The sequence below is a fragment of the Thioclava sp. GXIMD4215 genome, assembly GCF_045291555.1.
GTDB lineage: Bacteria > Pseudomonadota > Alphaproteobacteria > Rhodobacterales > Rhodobacteraceae > Thioclava > Thioclava litoralis.
On the sequence record NZ_CP149515.1, the window covers coordinates 582,101 to 599,611 of the forward strand.

Annotated in this window: 12 protein-coding genes; all 12 read left to right on the top strand. The window is 62.9% G+C overall.

Annotated elements, in window-relative coordinates; all coding sequences use genetic code 11:
- The first annotated feature begins 319 nt into the window (after positions 1-319).
- The 12 genes from WDB86_RS02785 to WDB86_RS02840 all read left to right on the top strand — a co-directional run bounded on the left by WDB86_RS02785 (position 320) and on the right by WDB86_RS02840 (position 17,135).
- Positions 320-1,636 carry a nucleotide sugar dehydrogenase gene (locus WDB86_RS02785; protein WP_406736530.1) on the top strand — a complete coding sequence of 439 codons (1,317 nt, stop codon included), beginning with the start codon at positions 320-322 and terminating at the stop codon, positions 1,634-1,636.
- A gap of 1 nt (position 1,637) precedes the next feature.
- A complete protein-coding gene (locus tag WDB86_RS02790; RefSeq protein WP_339107335.1) occupies positions 1,638-3,113 on the top strand; it encodes a glycosyltransferase in 1,476 nt (491 codons plus the stop codon).
- Positions 3,114-3,182: 69 nt separating this feature from the next.
- Positions 3,183-4,316, top strand: coding sequence for a hypothetical protein (locus WDB86_RS02795; protein ID WP_406736531.1), 1,134 nt, complete (start codon positions 3,183-3,185; stop codon positions 4,314-4,316).
- Positions 4,317-4,318: 2 nt separating this feature from the next.
- The gene (locus WDB86_RS02800) at positions 4,319-5,815 is read left to right on the top strand and encodes a mannose-1-phosphate guanylyltransferase (RefSeq protein ID WP_406736532.1); all 1,497 of its coding nucleotides are present in this window, start codon (positions 4,319-4,321) and stop codon (positions 5,813-5,815) included.
- Positions 5,816-5,830: 15 nt separating this feature from the next.
- Positions 5,831-7,519 (top strand): right-handed parallel beta-helix repeat-containing protein, encoded by a 1,689-nt coding sequence (locus tag WDB86_RS02805; RefSeq protein WP_406736533.1) that lies wholly within the window; start codon positions 5,831-5,833, stop codon positions 7,517-7,519.
- A gap of 3 nt (positions 7,520-7,522) precedes the next feature.
- The gene (locus WDB86_RS02810) at positions 7,523-9,031 is read left to right on the top strand and encodes an MBOAT family O-acyltransferase (RefSeq protein WP_406736534.1); all 1,509 of its coding nucleotides are present in this window, start codon (positions 7,523-7,525) and stop codon (positions 9,029-9,031) included.
- A gap of 9 nt (positions 9,032-9,040) precedes the next feature.
- On the top strand, positions 9,041-10,279 hold the full coding sequence (locus WDB86_RS02815) for a hypothetical protein (RefSeq protein ID WP_406736535.1): 1,239 nt from the start codon (positions 9,041-9,043) through the stop codon (positions 10,277-10,279).
- Between the two features lie 115 nt (positions 10,280-10,394).
- Positions 10,395-11,084, top strand: a complete 690-nt coding sequence (locus WDB86_RS02820; RefSeq protein ID WP_406736536.1) for a hypothetical protein — start codon at positions 10,395-10,397, stop codon at positions 11,082-11,084.
- Positions 11,085-11,096: 12 nt separating this feature from the next.
- On the top strand, positions 11,097-12,467 hold the full coding sequence (locus tag WDB86_RS02825; RefSeq protein ID WP_406736537.1) for a hypothetical protein: 1,371 nt from the start codon (positions 11,097-11,099) through the stop codon (positions 12,465-12,467).
- 2 nt (positions 12,468-12,469) lie between these two features.
- A complete protein-coding gene (locus WDB86_RS02830; RefSeq protein WP_406720779.1) occupies positions 12,470-13,174 on the top strand; it encodes a hypothetical protein in 705 nt (234 codons plus the stop codon).
- 17 nt (positions 13,175-13,191) lie between these two features.
- A complete protein-coding gene (locus tag WDB86_RS02835) occupies positions 13,192-15,987 on the top strand; it encodes a tetratricopeptide repeat protein (RefSeq protein WP_406736538.1) in 2,796 nt (931 codons plus the stop codon).
- Entirely contained in the window at positions 15,984-17,135 is a 1,152-nt protein-coding gene (locus WDB86_RS02840; protein WP_406736539.1) for an alginate lyase family protein, read from the top strand. The genes WDB86_RS02835 and WDB86_RS02840 overlap by 4 nt, the downstream gene beginning before the upstream one ends.
- Positions 17,136-17,511 lie beyond the last annotated feature (376 nt).

Genomic DNA, 17,511 nt, shown 5'->3' on the forward strand with positions numbered 1-17,511 from the left:
GACTATCCACCTGATTTTATGACGAAACGAGCAGCCGAGAGGCTGCTTTTTTAATGCGCGTCTCCCAGCGGAAAATCCCCTACGACCCCGAGGTTCCGCCTGTAGGAAACCGATCAGTTCAGCGGCTCTTTTCCTGACAAGAATAGGCTTTTTTACGGACTATTTTTTCTTCCGCAGCGGCGCAAATCTTAACTTGTCATTAACGAAATTGATGGTCGGCCTCCCCGCCGATCTGTCTGGCCGAAGACCGGAACCGGCATGGCATTCGGTTTTCCTCCAAGGGCAGACACGGCTTGTAAGCTTGATGAAAGGAATGGGTATGGCGAATATCGCTGTGATCGGAATTGGATATGTCGGGGCTGTTTCGGCAGCATGTCTGGCACGGGACGGGCATGTTGTGGTGGCCGTGGATGTCGATCCGGGCAAAGTGGCGGCCATCAATGCGGGCAAGTCCCCGATTGTCGAAAAGGGCCTGCCCGAACTCATCGCGCAGACCGTGGCCGAGGGCAAGCTGAGCGCGACCACCGATATCGCCGAAGCCGTCGCCAGAACCGAGGCCTGTTTCGTCTGCGTGGGCACCCCCTCGGCGCCGGATGGCTCTATCGGGCTCGATTACGTCAAATCCGCCTGTGCCCAGCTCGGGCAGGCCATCGCCCATGAGCGCAAATGGTATTCGGTGATCATGCGCTCGACCATTGTGCCCGGATCGATGGAAACCACCTGTATTCCGATGCTGGAATCCGCCTCTGGCCTGACTGCGGGGGACGCCTTTGGAGTTGGCTATTACCCTGAATTCCTTCGCGAATCTACCGCTATCGAGGATCACAAAGAGCCGGGTCTGATTGTCTTCGGCTCGCTTGATGCGCTGACCGGCGATTTCCTGACCGAGCTGAACAAGAACACCATCGGCAAAATCCATTCGGTCGATCTGCGCACCGCAGAGATGGTCAAATACACCTCGAACAGCTGGCGCGCCGTCAAGGTGACCTATGCCAACGAGATCGGCAATATCGCCAAGGCCTCGGGGATTGATGGCCAGCTTGTGATGCGGATCCTGTGCTCGGATAACAAGGCCGCCATGTCGCCCTATTTCATGCGTCCGGGCTTTGCCTTTGGCGGGTCCTGCCTGCCCAAGGACGTGCGTGCGCTGCGGGCACTGGGCGATCAGCATGCCGTCGAGACCCCGCTTCTGGACGCGGTTCTGGTGGCCAATGACGAACAGATCGCCCGCGCCGAGAAGATGCTGGAGGAGGGCGGTCATAGCCGGATCGGCATGGTCGGGATTTCGTTCAAACCGGGCACCGATGATCTGCGCGAAAGCCCGCTGGCCACATTGGCCGCACGGCTGATCGAGAAGGGCCGCGAGATCAAGGTCTATGATCCCTATGTCAACGAAGCCTATTCCAATGACCATTCCGCCGCAGGGCGGGGCAATGATTACGGCATCGAATTGCGCGACCGTCTGGTGCCCTCGATCCAGGATCTGCTGGCGGAGACCGATGTGATTTTGGTCGGCAACAGCTATGCCGAGACGCTCGAACCGCTGACCCGCGCGATGGACCGCCCGATCATCGATCTGACGCGGATCTCTCCCGAAGCCCGCTCGAATGGCGTCTATGAAGGGATCTGCTGGTAACATGCAACGGATCGCTGCGCATTTTCTTTATCTCGCGGTCATGGTCTGGCTTATGACCCTGGTGGCCAGCGCCGACCTTCAGGCCGTCTCGAAAGGGCTGCTGGTGATCGGCGTCATCGGGATCTGGCGCTATAGCTGGGCCGCGCTGAACTTCACCCGCGCAGCGATCTATCTCAACTATGCCTTTCCGCGCCTGCGCGCCCGTGCCGAGCAGGCCTATGCCGCCCGTCCCGCACCGGCCCATGCATGGTTTCTGGTGACCTCCTTCAAGATCGAACCCGAGGTCACCGTGCCGGTCTACCGCTCCATCTTCCGCGCAGCGGCGGCATCGCGCGGCGGCGCCTCGGTGGTGGTTTCGGTGGTGGATCTGGCCGATCAGGCGCTGATCCAGCGGGTCTACGACACGATGCCGGTCGCTATGGGCAATGTCGCGCTGCTGATCGACCGTATTCCGGGCACCGGCAAGCGCGACGCGCTGGCGCGGTCGTACCGGCTGATTGCGCGCCAGCACCCGACACGCCACGATATCGTGGTGGTGGTCGATGGCGATACCTGCGTGCCCGAAGATATCGTCGAGACCTCGGCCCCGTTTTTCACCGATCCGCGGGTGGGCGCGGTCACCACCGACGAGATTGCCGAAACCCCCGAACCCGGCCTGTTCCGTGACTGGTATAACCTGCGCTTCTCGCAACGTCAGATGATGATGTCCTCGCAAGGGCTTGCAGGCCGCGTGCTGACCCTTACGGGACGGATGTCGGTTTTCCGCGCCGATCTTCTGATCGAGCCCAGCTTCATTGCTCAGGTGCAATCGGACCATGTCGAGCACTGGCGGCTGGGGCGCGTGAAATTCCTGACCGGCGATGACAAATCGACCTGGTTCTGGCTGCTGTCGCATGGCTATCTGATGCGCTATCTGCCCGATGTCGCCTCTGTCTCGATGGAAAGCCAGCCCAAACCCGGCTTCATGGACAGCGCGATAACCCTGATGACGCGCTGGTTCGGCAATATGCTGCGCACCAATGGCCGCGCCTTGGCACTGCCGCTGCGTGTGACGGGGCTTTACACATTCTGGGCGCTTCTCGACCAGCGCATGGGGATATGGACAACGCTTGCGGGGCCGATCTCGGTGCTCTTCGGCACGGTCTTCGTCAGCCCGATGGTGCTGCCCGCCTATATCGCGTGGATCCTGTTCACCCGCTACATCTTCTGCTGGATCCTGTCGCTGGTCCGCAAACCGGGCTTCCCGATCACCTATCCCTTCCTGCTGTATTTCAGCCAGATCGTCGGGGCCTCGGTCAAAAGCTTCATCCTGTTCCGCATCGACCGCCAAAAATGGACCCGCCAGCCGGGCGGTGCGAAAGGCAAACTCAAACCCACCCCCAGACAGAGACTGCGCGCATGGTCCTCGACCTATGTCCATGCGCTTGCACTTGGCTGGCTGGCTCTGGCGACGCTGATTGCCTCCGGTTCTCTGTGACCCGCCAGAATCTGCCCGACCCGAAGATCACGCCCCCTTTTTCGCGCCAACTCAAGGAGCCTTTCCCCGATGTCCACGATGGCCGATCCGCATAGATCCAACCTGACCACCCGAACCGCCCAAAGCGCCTTTCCGCCCCCCGACCTCACCCCCGATCTGGCGCTGCCGGGCGATCACCCGCTGCTGGAACTGCCCTTTTCCGCCGAAATCGACGGACGCCAGTTTCAAGGCCAGTCCATCTCGCTGATGCGCGCCAAACTCGGCGGTCTGGCCGACCCCCATATCGTGGGCGAACAACGCCTGCTGCGCGTGATCTTCCCCTTCGAGGGGTTCAACCTGACCTTGCCGATCCCTGCGCTGGTAACCGATATCGACCCCGGAAAGGGCACGATCGCGGTTGATTTCATCGACCCTTCCGGTAGCCATCTGCCACAGCTCCGCCATGTGCTGAACAGCTATATCGCAGGGGATGTGATCTCGCTCGGGCGGGTGCTGGGCGTGGCCTTGCAACCGATGCAGGTCGCCGGTGCCAAAGGCCATGCCGCCGCAACCGGCGGGACGGGCCTCGGGCGGCGTCTGGTCAATGGCACGCTGATGCTGCTGGCCACGGCCCTTCTGGTCGGAGGCGGGGCATGGCTCCTGCGCGAGCGCCTGTTCACCCTTGCCATTCCCGCCCCCGCACAGGCGCTTGCCGCAGGGCCGCAACTGAACGCCATCAGCGCGGGCCAGATCGACTATATCGACCCCAGCGCACAGATGGGCGAGGTCGCGTTCTCGATCCGCTCGACCACCGGCCAGACCCTTGCGGTCGCTATGCCCTGCGACTGTAACGCGCGCTCTGTAGGGCCGCAGCTTGGGGCCACCGTGCAGGAAGGCCAGCCGGTGTTCCAGCTCTCGGAGGCGGACGCCCCTGTTGTGCTGAAAACCAATATCGCCTCCGACCAGCTTTATGCGCTGGCGCAGGCCCGCGAGATTACCGCGCAATTTCCGGACGGGACGCGCATCGCGACCCATGCCGATGCCGCCTCTCTGGCTGCGGCGGCCGCCCTTGGTGCCAACCGTCAGGTTCGCGTGGATCTTGTGCCCCAGACACCGCTGCCTGCTGACCGCGAAGGTCAGTTGGCCCAGTTGACCATTCACCGCGCCACACCGCTCGACAGCCTGGTTGATCAGTTCACGCGTAAATCTGTATCGGAGGAGTAATTATGTATAATGCAATCCGACCGACCGTTCTTTGTGGCGGCATGGGATCACGTCTTTGGCCGATGTCCCGCGTCGAACAGCCCAAACAGTTCCAGTCCGTCAACGGGCGCGGAGGGGCCACCTTCTTTCAGGAAACCGTGCAGCGCCATACCGGCAAGGAATTCGGCGACCCGATCGTGGTGACCAACGCGCGCCAGACGGCGATTGTCAAACGCCAGTTGCGCGACATCCAGAAGACCGGCCAGATCATCGGGGAACCGATGGGCCGCAACACCGGACCGGCAGTGCTGGCGGCGGCCCTTTATGCCCTGCGCGACGACAGGGATGCCAAGCTGCTGGTGCTGCCCTCGGATCATATCATCTCGGGCGATATCAACACCATCATCACCGCCATGCTGCCCGCCGCAGAGGCCGGACAGATCATCACCTTCGGCGTGATCCCCACCTATGCCGAAACGGGCTATGGCTATATTACCGACGGTGGGGCCTATGACCATTTCAGCGGCCTGCACCGTGTGCTGCGCTTCGTCGAGAAGCCTCCGGCGGAGGTGGCGCTGAAGATGCTCGAGGACGGGCAATCCTACTGGGCCTCGGGCATCTCGATGCTGCGCGCCGATCTTCTGGTCGAGGAATTTGCCAAATTCGATCCCCAGACACTGGCCGCCGTATCGGACGCGCTGGCCCATGCCTCCGAGGACCAGCTCGGGGCCAGCGTGCTGGAGGAAAACGCCTTTGGCAAAGCCGCCAACGAACCGACCGAGCGGCTGATTTTCGAACGCTCGGAGCATATCTCGCTGGCGCCGCTGCCGGGGATCGACTGGAATGATGTCGGCGCTTGGAATTCGGTCCATTCGATTTCCGACCAGAAGGAAAACGGCAATGTCACCTTTGGCGATGTTGTCACCCATGACACCGCCAATTCGCTGATCCGTTCCGAAGACCGGCTGGTGGCGGTGATCGGTCTGGATGATGTGATCGTGGTGGACACGCCCGATGCGCTGCTGCTGGCCAATCGCGAACGCTCGCAGGATGTCAAACTGGTGGTCGAACAGCTCAAGAAAAACAAGCGCAACGAGGTCATCAGCCACCGCCTGCGCGATGTGACATGGGGCCAGAGCGAGACATTGCGCAGTCAGGGCGATTGCGAGATGGAAATGATGCGGGTGGAAAGCGGTGCCAAGCTGACGGTGAATGGCACGGGCGAGGGCCGCTCGATCCTGACCATGATCTCGGGGCAGGGCGAGTGCACGCTGCCCGAAGGCGAACGCACGTTGTTCGAGGGGTGCTCGATCATGATCGATGCCGATTACGCCATGCCGGTCAGCAATATCTCGGGCCGTGCGATCATCATGCTGCATGTCAAGCTGACCGAGCTCGAGAAGGTCCGGCAGGCGGCACTGGCCGAAACCCGCACCGAGGATGCGATCCGCAAACTTGTCGCCTTGGAGGAAGAGGTGGCGCAGGTCACGCTGGCCGCCAATGTCGCCGATATCCGCTGAACGGAGCCTGCATCCATGATCCGCCTCCCGCGCCCGCGATCCGCCCGTCCCGCTTGTCCGCCCCGGCACTTCTGGCCCAAGACCCTGCCGCTGGCCACTGCCGTGGCTTTGTGGGGGCTCGGGGGGGCGCAGCTCTCCGCTCAGGATATGACGGTCGGCAAGGGGTCACTACGGCTCGGGGGGCTGGCCGCACCAAGCTCGTTGCTGCGGCACGCCCCCACGGCCATGCCCGCCCCGCAGCGCGGGCGCGCGGGGCTGTCGCTGGACAGCCATGACGGGCTTGGCGGTTTTGGGCAGGCGGCCCAAGACGCAGACCCGACCCTTCTTTATGCCGCCTTCCGCAAGGAGATCGGCGCGCCCCTCATTCCGCAGGCAGAGGCCGCCCCACAGGCAGAGGCCGTTCCAGCCCCGCCTGTGGCGCTCCAACGGCCCTCCGCGAAAGCGGAGCTGAGCGAAGGCTCGCTGAACACCGCTTTGACATGGCTTGCCGTGATGGCAGGGCCGTCGAATTTCGCCCCGCTCGTGGCCGCCCGCGCGGGAGAGGATACGGCGATCTATATCACTGGCGGCACGGCCGATCTGGCAACGCTTGCCAAAGCGGGCCTGCCGGGGCTTTACGCGGTCGAGGACGGGGTGGTTGTCGAACGTCCACTGGTGTTGTGGAACGACGCCGCGCTACGGATGGCACCAGGCGAGACTCTTTATCTGTCACGCGCAGCCGGAGCCTTCGTGCTGGCCTTCGGAACGCTGGAATTGCAGGGCGCCACCATTGCCAGCACCCGACCGGTCAATCCCCATCTGGCCAGCTATGAACCCTTCGTGACGGTTGCGGGGCAGGGTGTGCTGCTGGCCGAGCATGCGGCCTTTATCGGGCTGGGGGCGCAGGGCAGCACCAATGGCACAGGCAGCGTTGGTACAACGGGCATGGGCGCGATAGCCGGCCTGTCGATCAGCTCCGGCCTTCTCTACCATGCCGAAGAGACCTCGCGCATCAGCGAGAGCCAGTTTCTGGATGTCGCGGAATTGCGCGTCGAAGGGGTGGACGGGTTTTCCCTGACCGATAGCCAGTTCGAAGGCCGCACCCGCGAAGGGGTCGTTTTGCGCAATCTGGCCAAGGCAGAGATCCGCAATGTCGCGTTCCGCACCACCGGCAGCGCCTCGGCGCTGGAGCTTGCGGGGCTGCGCCAGAGCCGGATCGAGCAGAACAGCTTTGCCGCCGGATCGGGGGGGATTCTGGTCAGCGGCGGATCACAGGCCCTGCGGCTGCGCCAGAACATGCTGTTGAAGCCCCTCGCCACCGGCCTCGAAATCCGCGACAGCCGCTGTGTGCTGATCGAGCAAAATCTGGTGGTAGGGGCCGGAACCACGGCCCTGCGCCTCAACCATGCCGATGCGGTCACAATCCACCAGAACGGTTTCCTGCAGGCCCGCACCGCAGCGGTCGAGCTGGTGGATATGGCGGCGGGGGGGCTGTCGCTTTCGGACAATCTGATAGCTCATAACCGCGAGGGCCTGCGCGGGGATCGGCCTGCGCGGCTGCATCTGCAGGGCAACCGGCTGGCGGCGCAATTTCCCCGCCTGATGAGCGGCCCCGTTGCCAGCCAGCAGCCCGCGTGGCTGGCGGCGCAAAAGGCCCATACCGCACTTTCTCTCACCACGCCGACAGCGGCGCCATCTGTCGCGCCCAGCTGCGAAGGGATCTGATCTATGGTCTTTGCCTCCGAAACGTTTCTGTTTCTGTTTCTCCCCCTGTTCCTGCTGGCCTATTTCCTGACACCGCGCCGCGGCAAGAACCTGACCATCCTGCTGGGCAGCTATCTGTTCTACGCATGGTGGCGGATCGATTTTCTGGGCCTTCTCGTGGCAACCACCGTGTTCACATGGGTCTGTGGCCGTGGCATCGCGGCGCATCTGGGCCGTCGGCGCGGCAAGGCATGGCTGGTGGCGGGGCTTGGCGGCAATCTCGCGGTGCTGGGCACGTTCAAATATCTGGGCTTCTTCATGGACAGTCTTGCCGCCGCCTTCGGTACCACGCCCGACCAACTCGGCTTTCACTGGCAAATCATCCTGCCCATCGGCGTCAGCTTCTATGTCTTCCAGTCGATTTCCTATCTTGTCGATGTCTGGCGCAAGGATGCGCCCGCCGATACCGGACTGATCGATTTTGCCGCCTTCATCGCGTTGTTCCCGCAGCTGATCGCCGGACCGATCCTGCGCTTCAAGGATCTGGCCGACCAGTTCCGCGACCGTCGCTCGACGCCCGAAATGGTGGCCGACGGCTTTGCCCGCTTTACCATCGGGCTGGCGAAAAAAGTGCTGCTGGCCGATGCCATCGCGCCTCTGGCCGATCTGGCCTTCACCACTGCCGATCCGGCGAGCCCCGTGGCGTGGCTTGGGGCGGTTGCCTATATGCTGCAGCTTTATTTCGACTTCTCGGGCTATTCCGATATGGCCATCGGTCTGGGCATGATCATGGGGTTCCGCTTTACCGAGAACTTCAACACCCCCTATGTCTCGCGCTCGATCACCGAATTCTGGCGGCGCTGGCATATCTCGCTTTCGGTCTGGCTGCGCGATTATCTCTATATCCCGCTGGGCGGAAACCGCTTTGGCACGGCGCGGACCTATTTCAACCTCTGGATCGTCATGGTGCTGGGCGGGTTGTGGCACGGGGCAAACTGGACCTTCGTGATCTGGGGCGCATGGCATGGCACATGGCTGGCGCTGGAGCGGGCAAAAATCGTGCCGCAGGGCAACGGGGCGCTATCGGTGCTGCGCACACTGCTGACGGTGCTGGTCGGCTGGGTCTTCTTCCGTGCCGCCGATCTCGATCAGGCGCTCGGGGTGCTGGCGGGCATGGCAGGGCTGAACGGCACCGCCATTCCGTTCGACATCGCCGTGCAGATCCGCAACGAGGCACTGGTTTTCCTTGCCCTGGCCATCATGGTCGCAGCCCTCGAACCCCGCCTGAAGGATCTGGTTCGCCAGTGGCGGGCACAGGACATCTCAAGCGGCACCGCCGCGGGTCTTGCGGGGGCAGATAGCGGGACCTCAGGTATGGCCTCCGTCATGGCCCCCACACGCAGCGCCACGGCGGCAGCGAGCTCTCTGGCGAGCTCTCTGGCGGGGTCTCTGGTACTGGCGCTGTTGTTCACCGCCTGTGTTTTGCGGATCTCCGAGGCCGCCTTCACGCCCTTCCTGTATTTCCAGTTCTAAGAGGGTGCCATGATCTCCACCACCATCCGCCTTGTCTTTCCCGCAGCCGTTCTGGCCTATGCCGCCTATGGCATTGCCGGTGCCCTTCCGGCGCTGGACAGAACCACACAGGACCACCGCTGGACGCTGGCCGACTGGATGCAGGGCCGCGCCAGTGCCACCATCAACGACACATGGCGCGCCGCGCTGCCGCATCACGATTTTGCCGCAGGGGTCGTGGGGGCCGGACGCTGGCTTGCGCTGAAAGAAGGGCGCAAGGGCGTGGTTTCGGGCCGCAATGGCTGGCTGTTCACGCAAGAAGAGGCCCGCAAGATGGACGAGCCGATGGAGGCCGTCTTTGCCCGCACCGAGATCCTGCGCGAGACTCTGGCCGATAAGGGCATCGATCTGGTGGTGGTGCCGCTGGCGGGCAAGGCCGATATCTATCGCAACGAACTGGGCGGCAGCGGAATGGCCCGCGATCTGGAAGAACGCTACGCGACCTTCTTCGCAGGGCTTCAGGCGATGGGCATCAAAGTGGTCGACAGCCGCAGCGCCTTGCTGGATGCCGCCCGCCACGCGCAGGTGTTCTATAGCTCCGACACCCATTGGACACGTGCAGGCGCCGCCGCAGTGGCCGAGGCCGTCGCGCAGGTGGTGCCGCAAGGATCGGCCAGCGTGAGCGCACAAGAGGAACCCTTGCAGCAATTCCACGGCGATCTGACGAAATTCATCACCTCGGCGGAATGGACCCAGCGGGTCGGGCTGCCGGAGGAAACCGCAAGGCCCTTCGTGACGCAGGTCGCGGAGAACGGGGACGATCTGTTCGACACGCTGCTGGGGCCTGCCTCTGTCGAGACGGTGCTGGTCGGCACGTCCTATTCGGCCAATCCCAACTGGTCCTTCGCGGAAAGCCTCAAGCTGGATCTGCATCAGGATGTGCTGAATTACGCCAAAGAGGGACAGGGGCCCGTCAAACCCTTCCTGGAAATGCTGGCCGATCAGGCCTTCCAGCTTTCGCCCCCCAAACAGGTGATCTGGGAAGTGCCCGTGCGCTATCTGGCCGACCCCGACATCTGGACCGCCCCCGAAAACCTGCAGGACGCGCCGCTTCTGGCCGGCCAGCGCGCCGCGATGGTGCTGGCGCATATCGGGGCCGACCAGTCGCCCGTGCGCAGTGCCGATCTCGCGCTGACCTATCCTGCCCGTTTCGCCGATCTGGGCGCGGGGCCGGACCTGCCGAAAGGACCGATATTCAATGACAAATAATCCCCGTCTGCATCCCGAAGTGACCACTCATGGACAGGACTGCCCGTCAGTGCAGATGGAACATGCCCGGCTAAAGCCACGGAGGTATCCGTATGGTCTTCGCTCACCGTCGGGTATGGTGCTTCTCCTCGTCGGTGCGGTGCTGGGCCTCGGCCTTGCACCGGCTGGCGGGGAGAGCATTCGATCCCCGTTCGGAGTATCCGCCACGCGCCAGTTGCCCAGCGCGCAGTTGCGCCATACCCGCCGCGCGATGATCGAGGACCGTCCGGTGACCATCAACCGCCTGCGTGCGCTGGCGGATGCGGGCGACGGGCTGGCGGCCTTCAATTTTGCCAAGATCCTCGAAGCCGAGCACCGGTCCGACCTGCGCGCAGATATCGCGCATTACTACGCGATTGCGGTGCATACGGGGCGCGTTTTTGCAGTCAACCGCCTGATCGAGACCACCGATCGCGGTCTGGCCGAGGGGGCCTTCGAGGGAGCGGCGACGCGGCTGAGACAGATCGGGCAGGCACTGGAATTTGCCGCGGTTCATGGCAATGCCAATGCCGCCTCGCGCGTGGCGGAGGCGTGGCGGACAGGCGATCTCTTCGGCACGCAGGATGCGGAAAAAGCCACCGAATACGGGCAGCTCGCGATTGCCAATGGCAACCTCAATCTGGCGTCCCAGATGATTGTCGAGAAGGCAAAAGCCAAGGATAGCGACGGGTTACAACAGGTTCTCGAGTTGGTTGGTCAGAATGCAAATATTGGAATGCTTGCCTTGGGGCAAAATGTTGTGCGCTTGGAAACTGACAGGAATTGAGAGGCAACACGCATGAAGGCTGACAGAAAGACCAGCGGATGCAGATGGGGACTGGCTGTGGCGCTTGCGGTCTGGGCGGTACCGGCTTTAGCCCGCGATGTTTCCGAATTCGGATGCTACGGGCTGAAGGAAGAGGCCGTTGTACCCGCGATGGAGGGCAAGGACGGGGTATTCTACCGTCTGGCCACGGATCTGACCTTGGGGCAGGATCTTTCGCCCGCCGCCGTCGAGGCCGTGGCGCGTCTGTCCGCCGCTCTCGAAGAGGCGGGCACGACGCTGATTTTCGCGCCCGTGCCGACCAAGGCTGAGGCTATGCCCGAAGCCCTTCCCGATGATCTGAGCGCCTTGGAATACGATTGGGCCAGCGCGCAGCAGGAATACCGCCAGTCGATCCGCGCGCTACGGGCGCGGGGGGTGATCACCGCCGATCTGCTGCACGGGATGCTGGAGGATATCGGCCCCGAGGATGTAGCGCGATATGGCACGGGGCAGGTGCCGCTTTTCTTCCGCTCCGATTATCACTGGACATCCGAAGGTGCGCGCCGCGCGGCCCGCCAGATTGCTGGCCAGATGCGCCAGCAAGCCAGCTATGAGGCCCTGCCGAAAACCACTTTCGAGACCGTGTCGATCGGCGCGCGCGAGGGGTTCTCGACCATGCGCCGCACCATGCAGATGCGCTGCCGTCAGGCGCTGCCCGAGGTCGAGACGATGGGGTTTGACACCACCCCCGTGGCCGACCCGTCGCAAACGGCCGACGAGCCTCTGGATATTTTCGCCGATGCCGACGAGCAGGTGCCGGTCGTGCTGCTGGGCACCTCTTTTTCGGACAATCCCACCAATAATTTCGCAGGCTGGATCGAACAGTATAGCGATCTTGAGGTGCTGAATTATGCCGTCACCGGCGGCGGGCAGTTCGGCGCGCTGCTATCTTACCTGACCAGCGATGACTATGCCCGCCAGCGTCCCGCCTTCATCGTGTGGGAAAGCCCGATCTATGCCGATATCATGCAGTTCGGCTCCGGCCCGATGGAGGAACTGGTGGCAGCAGCGGATGCCAAATCCTGCAGCCACAAGCTGGTCTTGCACGATGTCGACGGCACGCTTGAGGCCCAGCTGAACGGGTCCACCTTCGGCACATCCGATGCCATTTTCGCCCGCTTCGGTGATGAGGGCCCGCGCAAGGCAACCTTCGTGCTGCGCACCGAAAGCGGCATCGAACGGCAATACCATTTCCGGCGCGGCGACCGCCTGCGGGCCACCGGAAATTTCTGGCTCAGCCTCGCTCCCTATTCGCAAACCCCGCTCAATTCGGTGCGGGTCACCTTTGACCGCCCCGTCAATAACGGCTCGTCCCTATCCCTGTGCTTCGATATCGGAGAATGACCATGCGCAAGATTATGCTTTCCCAAGCCGCTTTGCCCCAAGCCGCTCTGGCTCAAACCGCTTCGATGGCGCGGCACAGACCTTTGGCCATCGCGATCCTTGGTCTGGCCATGCTGGGCCTGCCTGCCGCAGGCTTTGCGCAGGATGCCAAGCTTTATGCCGATGCCGTCAATCCCGATGCGGGCTATCTGCGGGTGATCATGCCCGGAAAATCCTCGGCCATCGTGGCGGGCGACAGTTTCTCGGAGCTGGATGACGGGGTCTCGCCCTATGTGATGATCGACACGCCCGGCACGATTGCCGTCAGCGCGGGGGCCGCGCAGGGCGAGGCTGAGGTCGGCAAGGGCAGCTGGAACACCTATCTGATCACTGCCAGCGGCGAAGGGCATATGGTGACCGATCCGCTGACCCATAGCCCCGCACAGGCCGATGTCACCTTCTACAACATCTCCGATCTGGATGATGTCGATCTTTACGTGCCAGCCGCCAAACGCGCGGCCATGACCGATATCGATACCGGCACCGGCGAATGGATTGCCCTCAAGGCCCCGTTATCGCTGGAGTTTCAGGTGCGACACGGGGAAGACGTTCTGGCCTCGGTGGCCGATGTCGCGCTGGTGCGGCGCGAGGGAACCACGCTGGTCTTCCGTGGCCAGTCCGGCCGCTACGAATTGGTGGCCCTGAAAGCTGCGACCAAAGCCAACTGAACAGAACGAGGGTTTCCATGACATATCGCGTCCATTCTCTTGCCGCCTTCTTGCGATTTCAGCCTTCGTCCGCTGGCCTGTCAGGACCCTCTCCAAGGGCCGGTTTCCTGCATGGCCGGTCATGGGCCAGATACGGTCTGCGCGCGCTGGCTGTCGGGACGCTCTGGGGACTTGCGCAGACGGCCTCGGCCAAAGATCTCGTTGCTGTGGATTTCGAGCCGCCGGTGATCGAGATGCAATCGGTCTGCGCCCCGCGCCTGAGCGACGAGCAGATCGAGGATCGCTGGAAAAGCTGGGACCGCAAGACATTGGCGGGCAGAAATGCCGAGGAGGTGCGGGGCGATATGCGGCGGCTGATGGAGGTCGATGCCGCCGAATGGAAGCCGGTCTATGCACGTGTGATCGCGCTGCTGCCGCAAATCGACCCCAGCTTCGACGCGGATAAGCAGCTTTTCGAGACCATCGCGATGCGGGTGGCGGCCGGAGAGGCGGCTGCGGTGAAATCGGAAGGGCTGGTGCGCAAGGCGCTGGACACGCCCGGTGCGAAGCTGCCGCATAACCAGCGGCGTCTGGGCGAGTATCTTGTATCGGGACAGGGGATCGACAAAGATCGCATGCGCGGCATCGGCCTGCTTGTCGAGGCCGCGCGCGGCGGTGACGCACAGGCGCTGTTGACCCTTGCCGATTTCCAGAACCGTGGTGTCGCGCTGCCCAACTGGACGGTGGATCCGCAGATGACAATCATGCTGGGCTTTGCCGCGCAGGTCGGGGCGATGAACCCCACGATCTGTGACCGCGTCATCAATATCGCCCGTGCCTATAACAATGGCGAACTGGTCCAGCCCGATTATGCTCTGGCGGAGAAATGGTATCGCTTTGCCGCCGATCTCGGGGATGGGAACGCCGCCTATGCGGTGGCCGAGATGCATTTGCGGTCTGAAAAGATCAAGAAGAACAACGAGGTCATGCTGAAATACCTGCATCAGGCTGCCAAGAACGGTTCGCCTTCGGTGCTGATTGCCTTGGGGCGGCTTTATGAAGAGGGCGCGCTGATCGGGCAGGATCTCGGCAAGGCAGAGGCGCTCTATGATCAGGCAGCCGCCAGCGGGGCGCGCGGGGCGCTGGTGCGTCAGGCGCTGTTTCTGGAAAAACGTGCCGATGTGAATCCCGGCTACAAGCCGCGGTTCGAGGCCGCCCTGACCCACCTTCTGGCGCGCGATGATGCCCCCGGTTGGGCCTATGCGCGGGCGGGTCAGATGGCGCTCGAGCGCAAGGGCCGCTGGGCAGGGCAGGACGAGGCTCTGGCGCTGTGGGAGAAGGGGGTCGCCTTGGGAGATGCCGAGGCCATTCGCGGGCGCGCCAGAGTGGCAATGAGCCTGAATGACAAGATGGACACGTTCTATTCCGGCGTGGATGACCTGATCTTTGCCGTTGAACAGATGGGCAAGACCGGCGCGGTTCGGGAACTGGTCGACGCCCATCTCTGCCTTGCGCCGCAGGGGCCTTTGCCCGAGCAGGCCGATTACTGGTCCTCGATGGCCGATCCTGCCGCGCTTGGTGCCAGCGAAACCCTGACGGCGGTGCTTGGACGCGTGGAAGAGGCGCAGGTGCCCGATCTGCCGCGCGAGATAGCGCGCAAGGTGATGGCACATGCGCAGGACGTGCTTCCGGCAAGCCCACAGCTTGCGGATCTCGCGACGCTTGCCACCAATCCCGCGCTGTCAGATGCGGAACAGGCCTATTGGACGCGCGTGGCGGGGCTTTTGCAGGTGGCCGCACCGCAATCGGTTCAGGATTATGTGACGCTGCTGCAACCGCGCCTTCTGATGCAATTCGCGCAGCTCTATCCGGCAAGCGCCGATACGCCCGCCCTCTTGCTGGCTCTGGCGCAGCAGGGCAATGGCGTCGCGATGGAGGCCCTGATGACCGCCGATCCCACACATTATCCCGATGAGGCCTCGCTCCTTGCCGCCTTTGACGATGTGATCCGCGACAGGGGGGATTTCGACGCAAGCCTTCTGGCGCTGGCCCATGCGGCCCCCGAGGATCAGGCCCTCTGGCTGCGTCACGCCAAATCCGAAATGGCCTGTATCTTTCCGCAGGCCCGCGAACTGGCGATGGTGGCGGGGCGTGTGCACAATACTGCAGCCCTCAAGCATTGGATCGCCGTCAGCGAGGCGCTGGCCCGTCATGAAAAACCGTGGGCCCGTACCCAGATTGCCGACCTCTACGCCATTTTCAAAGACCAGCTTGGCGAGGATGCGGCCCTGACCGCGCAACAGATGTATCTGGCCGCCTATGAGGCCGGAGACCGCACCGCGATCATGCGCCTGCTGCCCAAAGTCGAGAAACCGGGCAAGCCGGGCTTTGATCCGGCACGGGCGGCAGAGCTTTATGTGGCTTTGGCGCAGCGCAGCGACGGGGCAGGGCTTTCGGATGTCGTCGCGCGGATCAACGGGGCCGAGCCTGCCGTAAAACGCGCCATTGGTGACCGGATTGACCCTCGGGCGCTATATTTACGGGCAGCCGAGGCGGGCGATACCTTCGCGATGTATCAATATGCCGCCCTGACGCGTGACAAGGCGCGCACGCCAGCCGATATTGCGGATGCGGAACTCTGGCTTGGGCGCGCGGCAGAAGGGGGCAATGTGGATGCGATGATTGATCAGGCACGCTCGCTGGCCTTCGGCATCACCGGAACACCGGACCCCGACGCCGCGCGTGGCTGGTTGGTCAAGGCGGCGGCACTGGGTAACGAAGAGGCCAGCGGGTTGTTGAATTCCATGCAACTGGGAAAGGTGCCGATGCAATGAAGACCGCTTTGACCCTTCCCGCAGGCTGTCTGCTGCTGACGCTTTTCCCCGCCACAGCGATACTGGCCGAAACCGCTCCGGCAATGCCGGTCGCGCCAGACAGCCAGACAGGCGCTCAAACCGGTACGGATACGGCGGATTCCCCCGATACGGCCCCTGATACGGCCCCCGATACCGAAACTTCCGACCCGAAGGCGCAACAGGCCGAGACCTGCTTTGACGAAATCGCACCCGTTGTCAGCCTCTCCTATGGCAGCCGCTATACCGAAGACAGCGAGACACGCTCGGAGTTTGACGAGGCCTCGAACAAGGAGGTAAACGAGGCCCTGAAGCCGGTGGACATGTTCATCTCGAAGCTGGCGCGCGAAAGCAACCGTGCACTCAGCCGGAAGGGCGAACGCGGCGAGGCCTCGGCCCATTGTGTCTTCGACCGGCTGGAAACATGGGCGCAGGCCGACGCCCTGTCCGATCTTGGCAGCATGAATGCGCAGATCTCCGTGCCAAGCCGTCTGGGCGGGATTGTCTTTGCCTATCGCAACGCACTCGAGGTCGCCACGCCCGATCCCGTGCAGAAAGACCATATCGATAACTGGCTAAAAGCACGGGCACAGGCCCATATGACCTATTTCGACACGGACGCCCCCGAACGGGCCTCGCGCAACAATCTGCGCCAATGGGCAGGGCTTGCGGTGGCGCTGGTCGGGCTGACGACCGAAGACGAGGCCATGATCGCCTGGGCCAACGAGACTGTCGACTACACGGCCTGCCATGCCGACCCCGATGGGGCGCTGCCGCTGGAAATGGAGCGGGGCGAATTGTCGCTGCATTACCAGATGCATGCCGTCACCCCCTTGGTGGTCACGGCGGCGCTTCTGACCGAAAACACGCCCCTTAAACCTTTCGACGCCTGTGAGGGGGCCATCTCGAAAATCGTCAATTACACGCTTGCGGGCCTCGAGGACCCCAGCGCCATCGAGACCCGAACCGGCGTGGCACAGAAAATGGACGACGATCTGAAAAGCTACGATTTCGCTTGGGGGGCCGCCTATCTGAAATACGAGGATTCCAGCGAACTCAGCGAGATTGTCTCGGAATTTCCCGGGCTGAGCAATTCCAAACTGGGTGGCGATCAGAGCCTTGTGTGGTAACCCGCATATCGCATTGGCGTTATTGCTCCATAGCAGATTGCAGGTGATCCTTGATAGGTTGCCGCTCGACACCCCATCCGGTTAGGCCAAGCCGGAGGTGCGCCGCATCAAATCCTGTCATTCCCGGGCCATGGATCGCTTGCCGAAGTGACCCGTTACACGGTTCAAACCGACCGAAAAGAACTCGCAATGGAGCGAATGCTCGCGCTCGAACGAAACGATGGGGGACTGTTACCTGTCAAACCGTGCAATAGAGCCTGACAATTCGCCCCGCAGGAAGCTGACAAAAAACACAAAATTCAGGTAAGTGGCGGAGGAAGTGCCCTTCCAACCGGACCGTCTCCTGTGACCCCTGAGGGAGCTCCGGCAGGCTAAC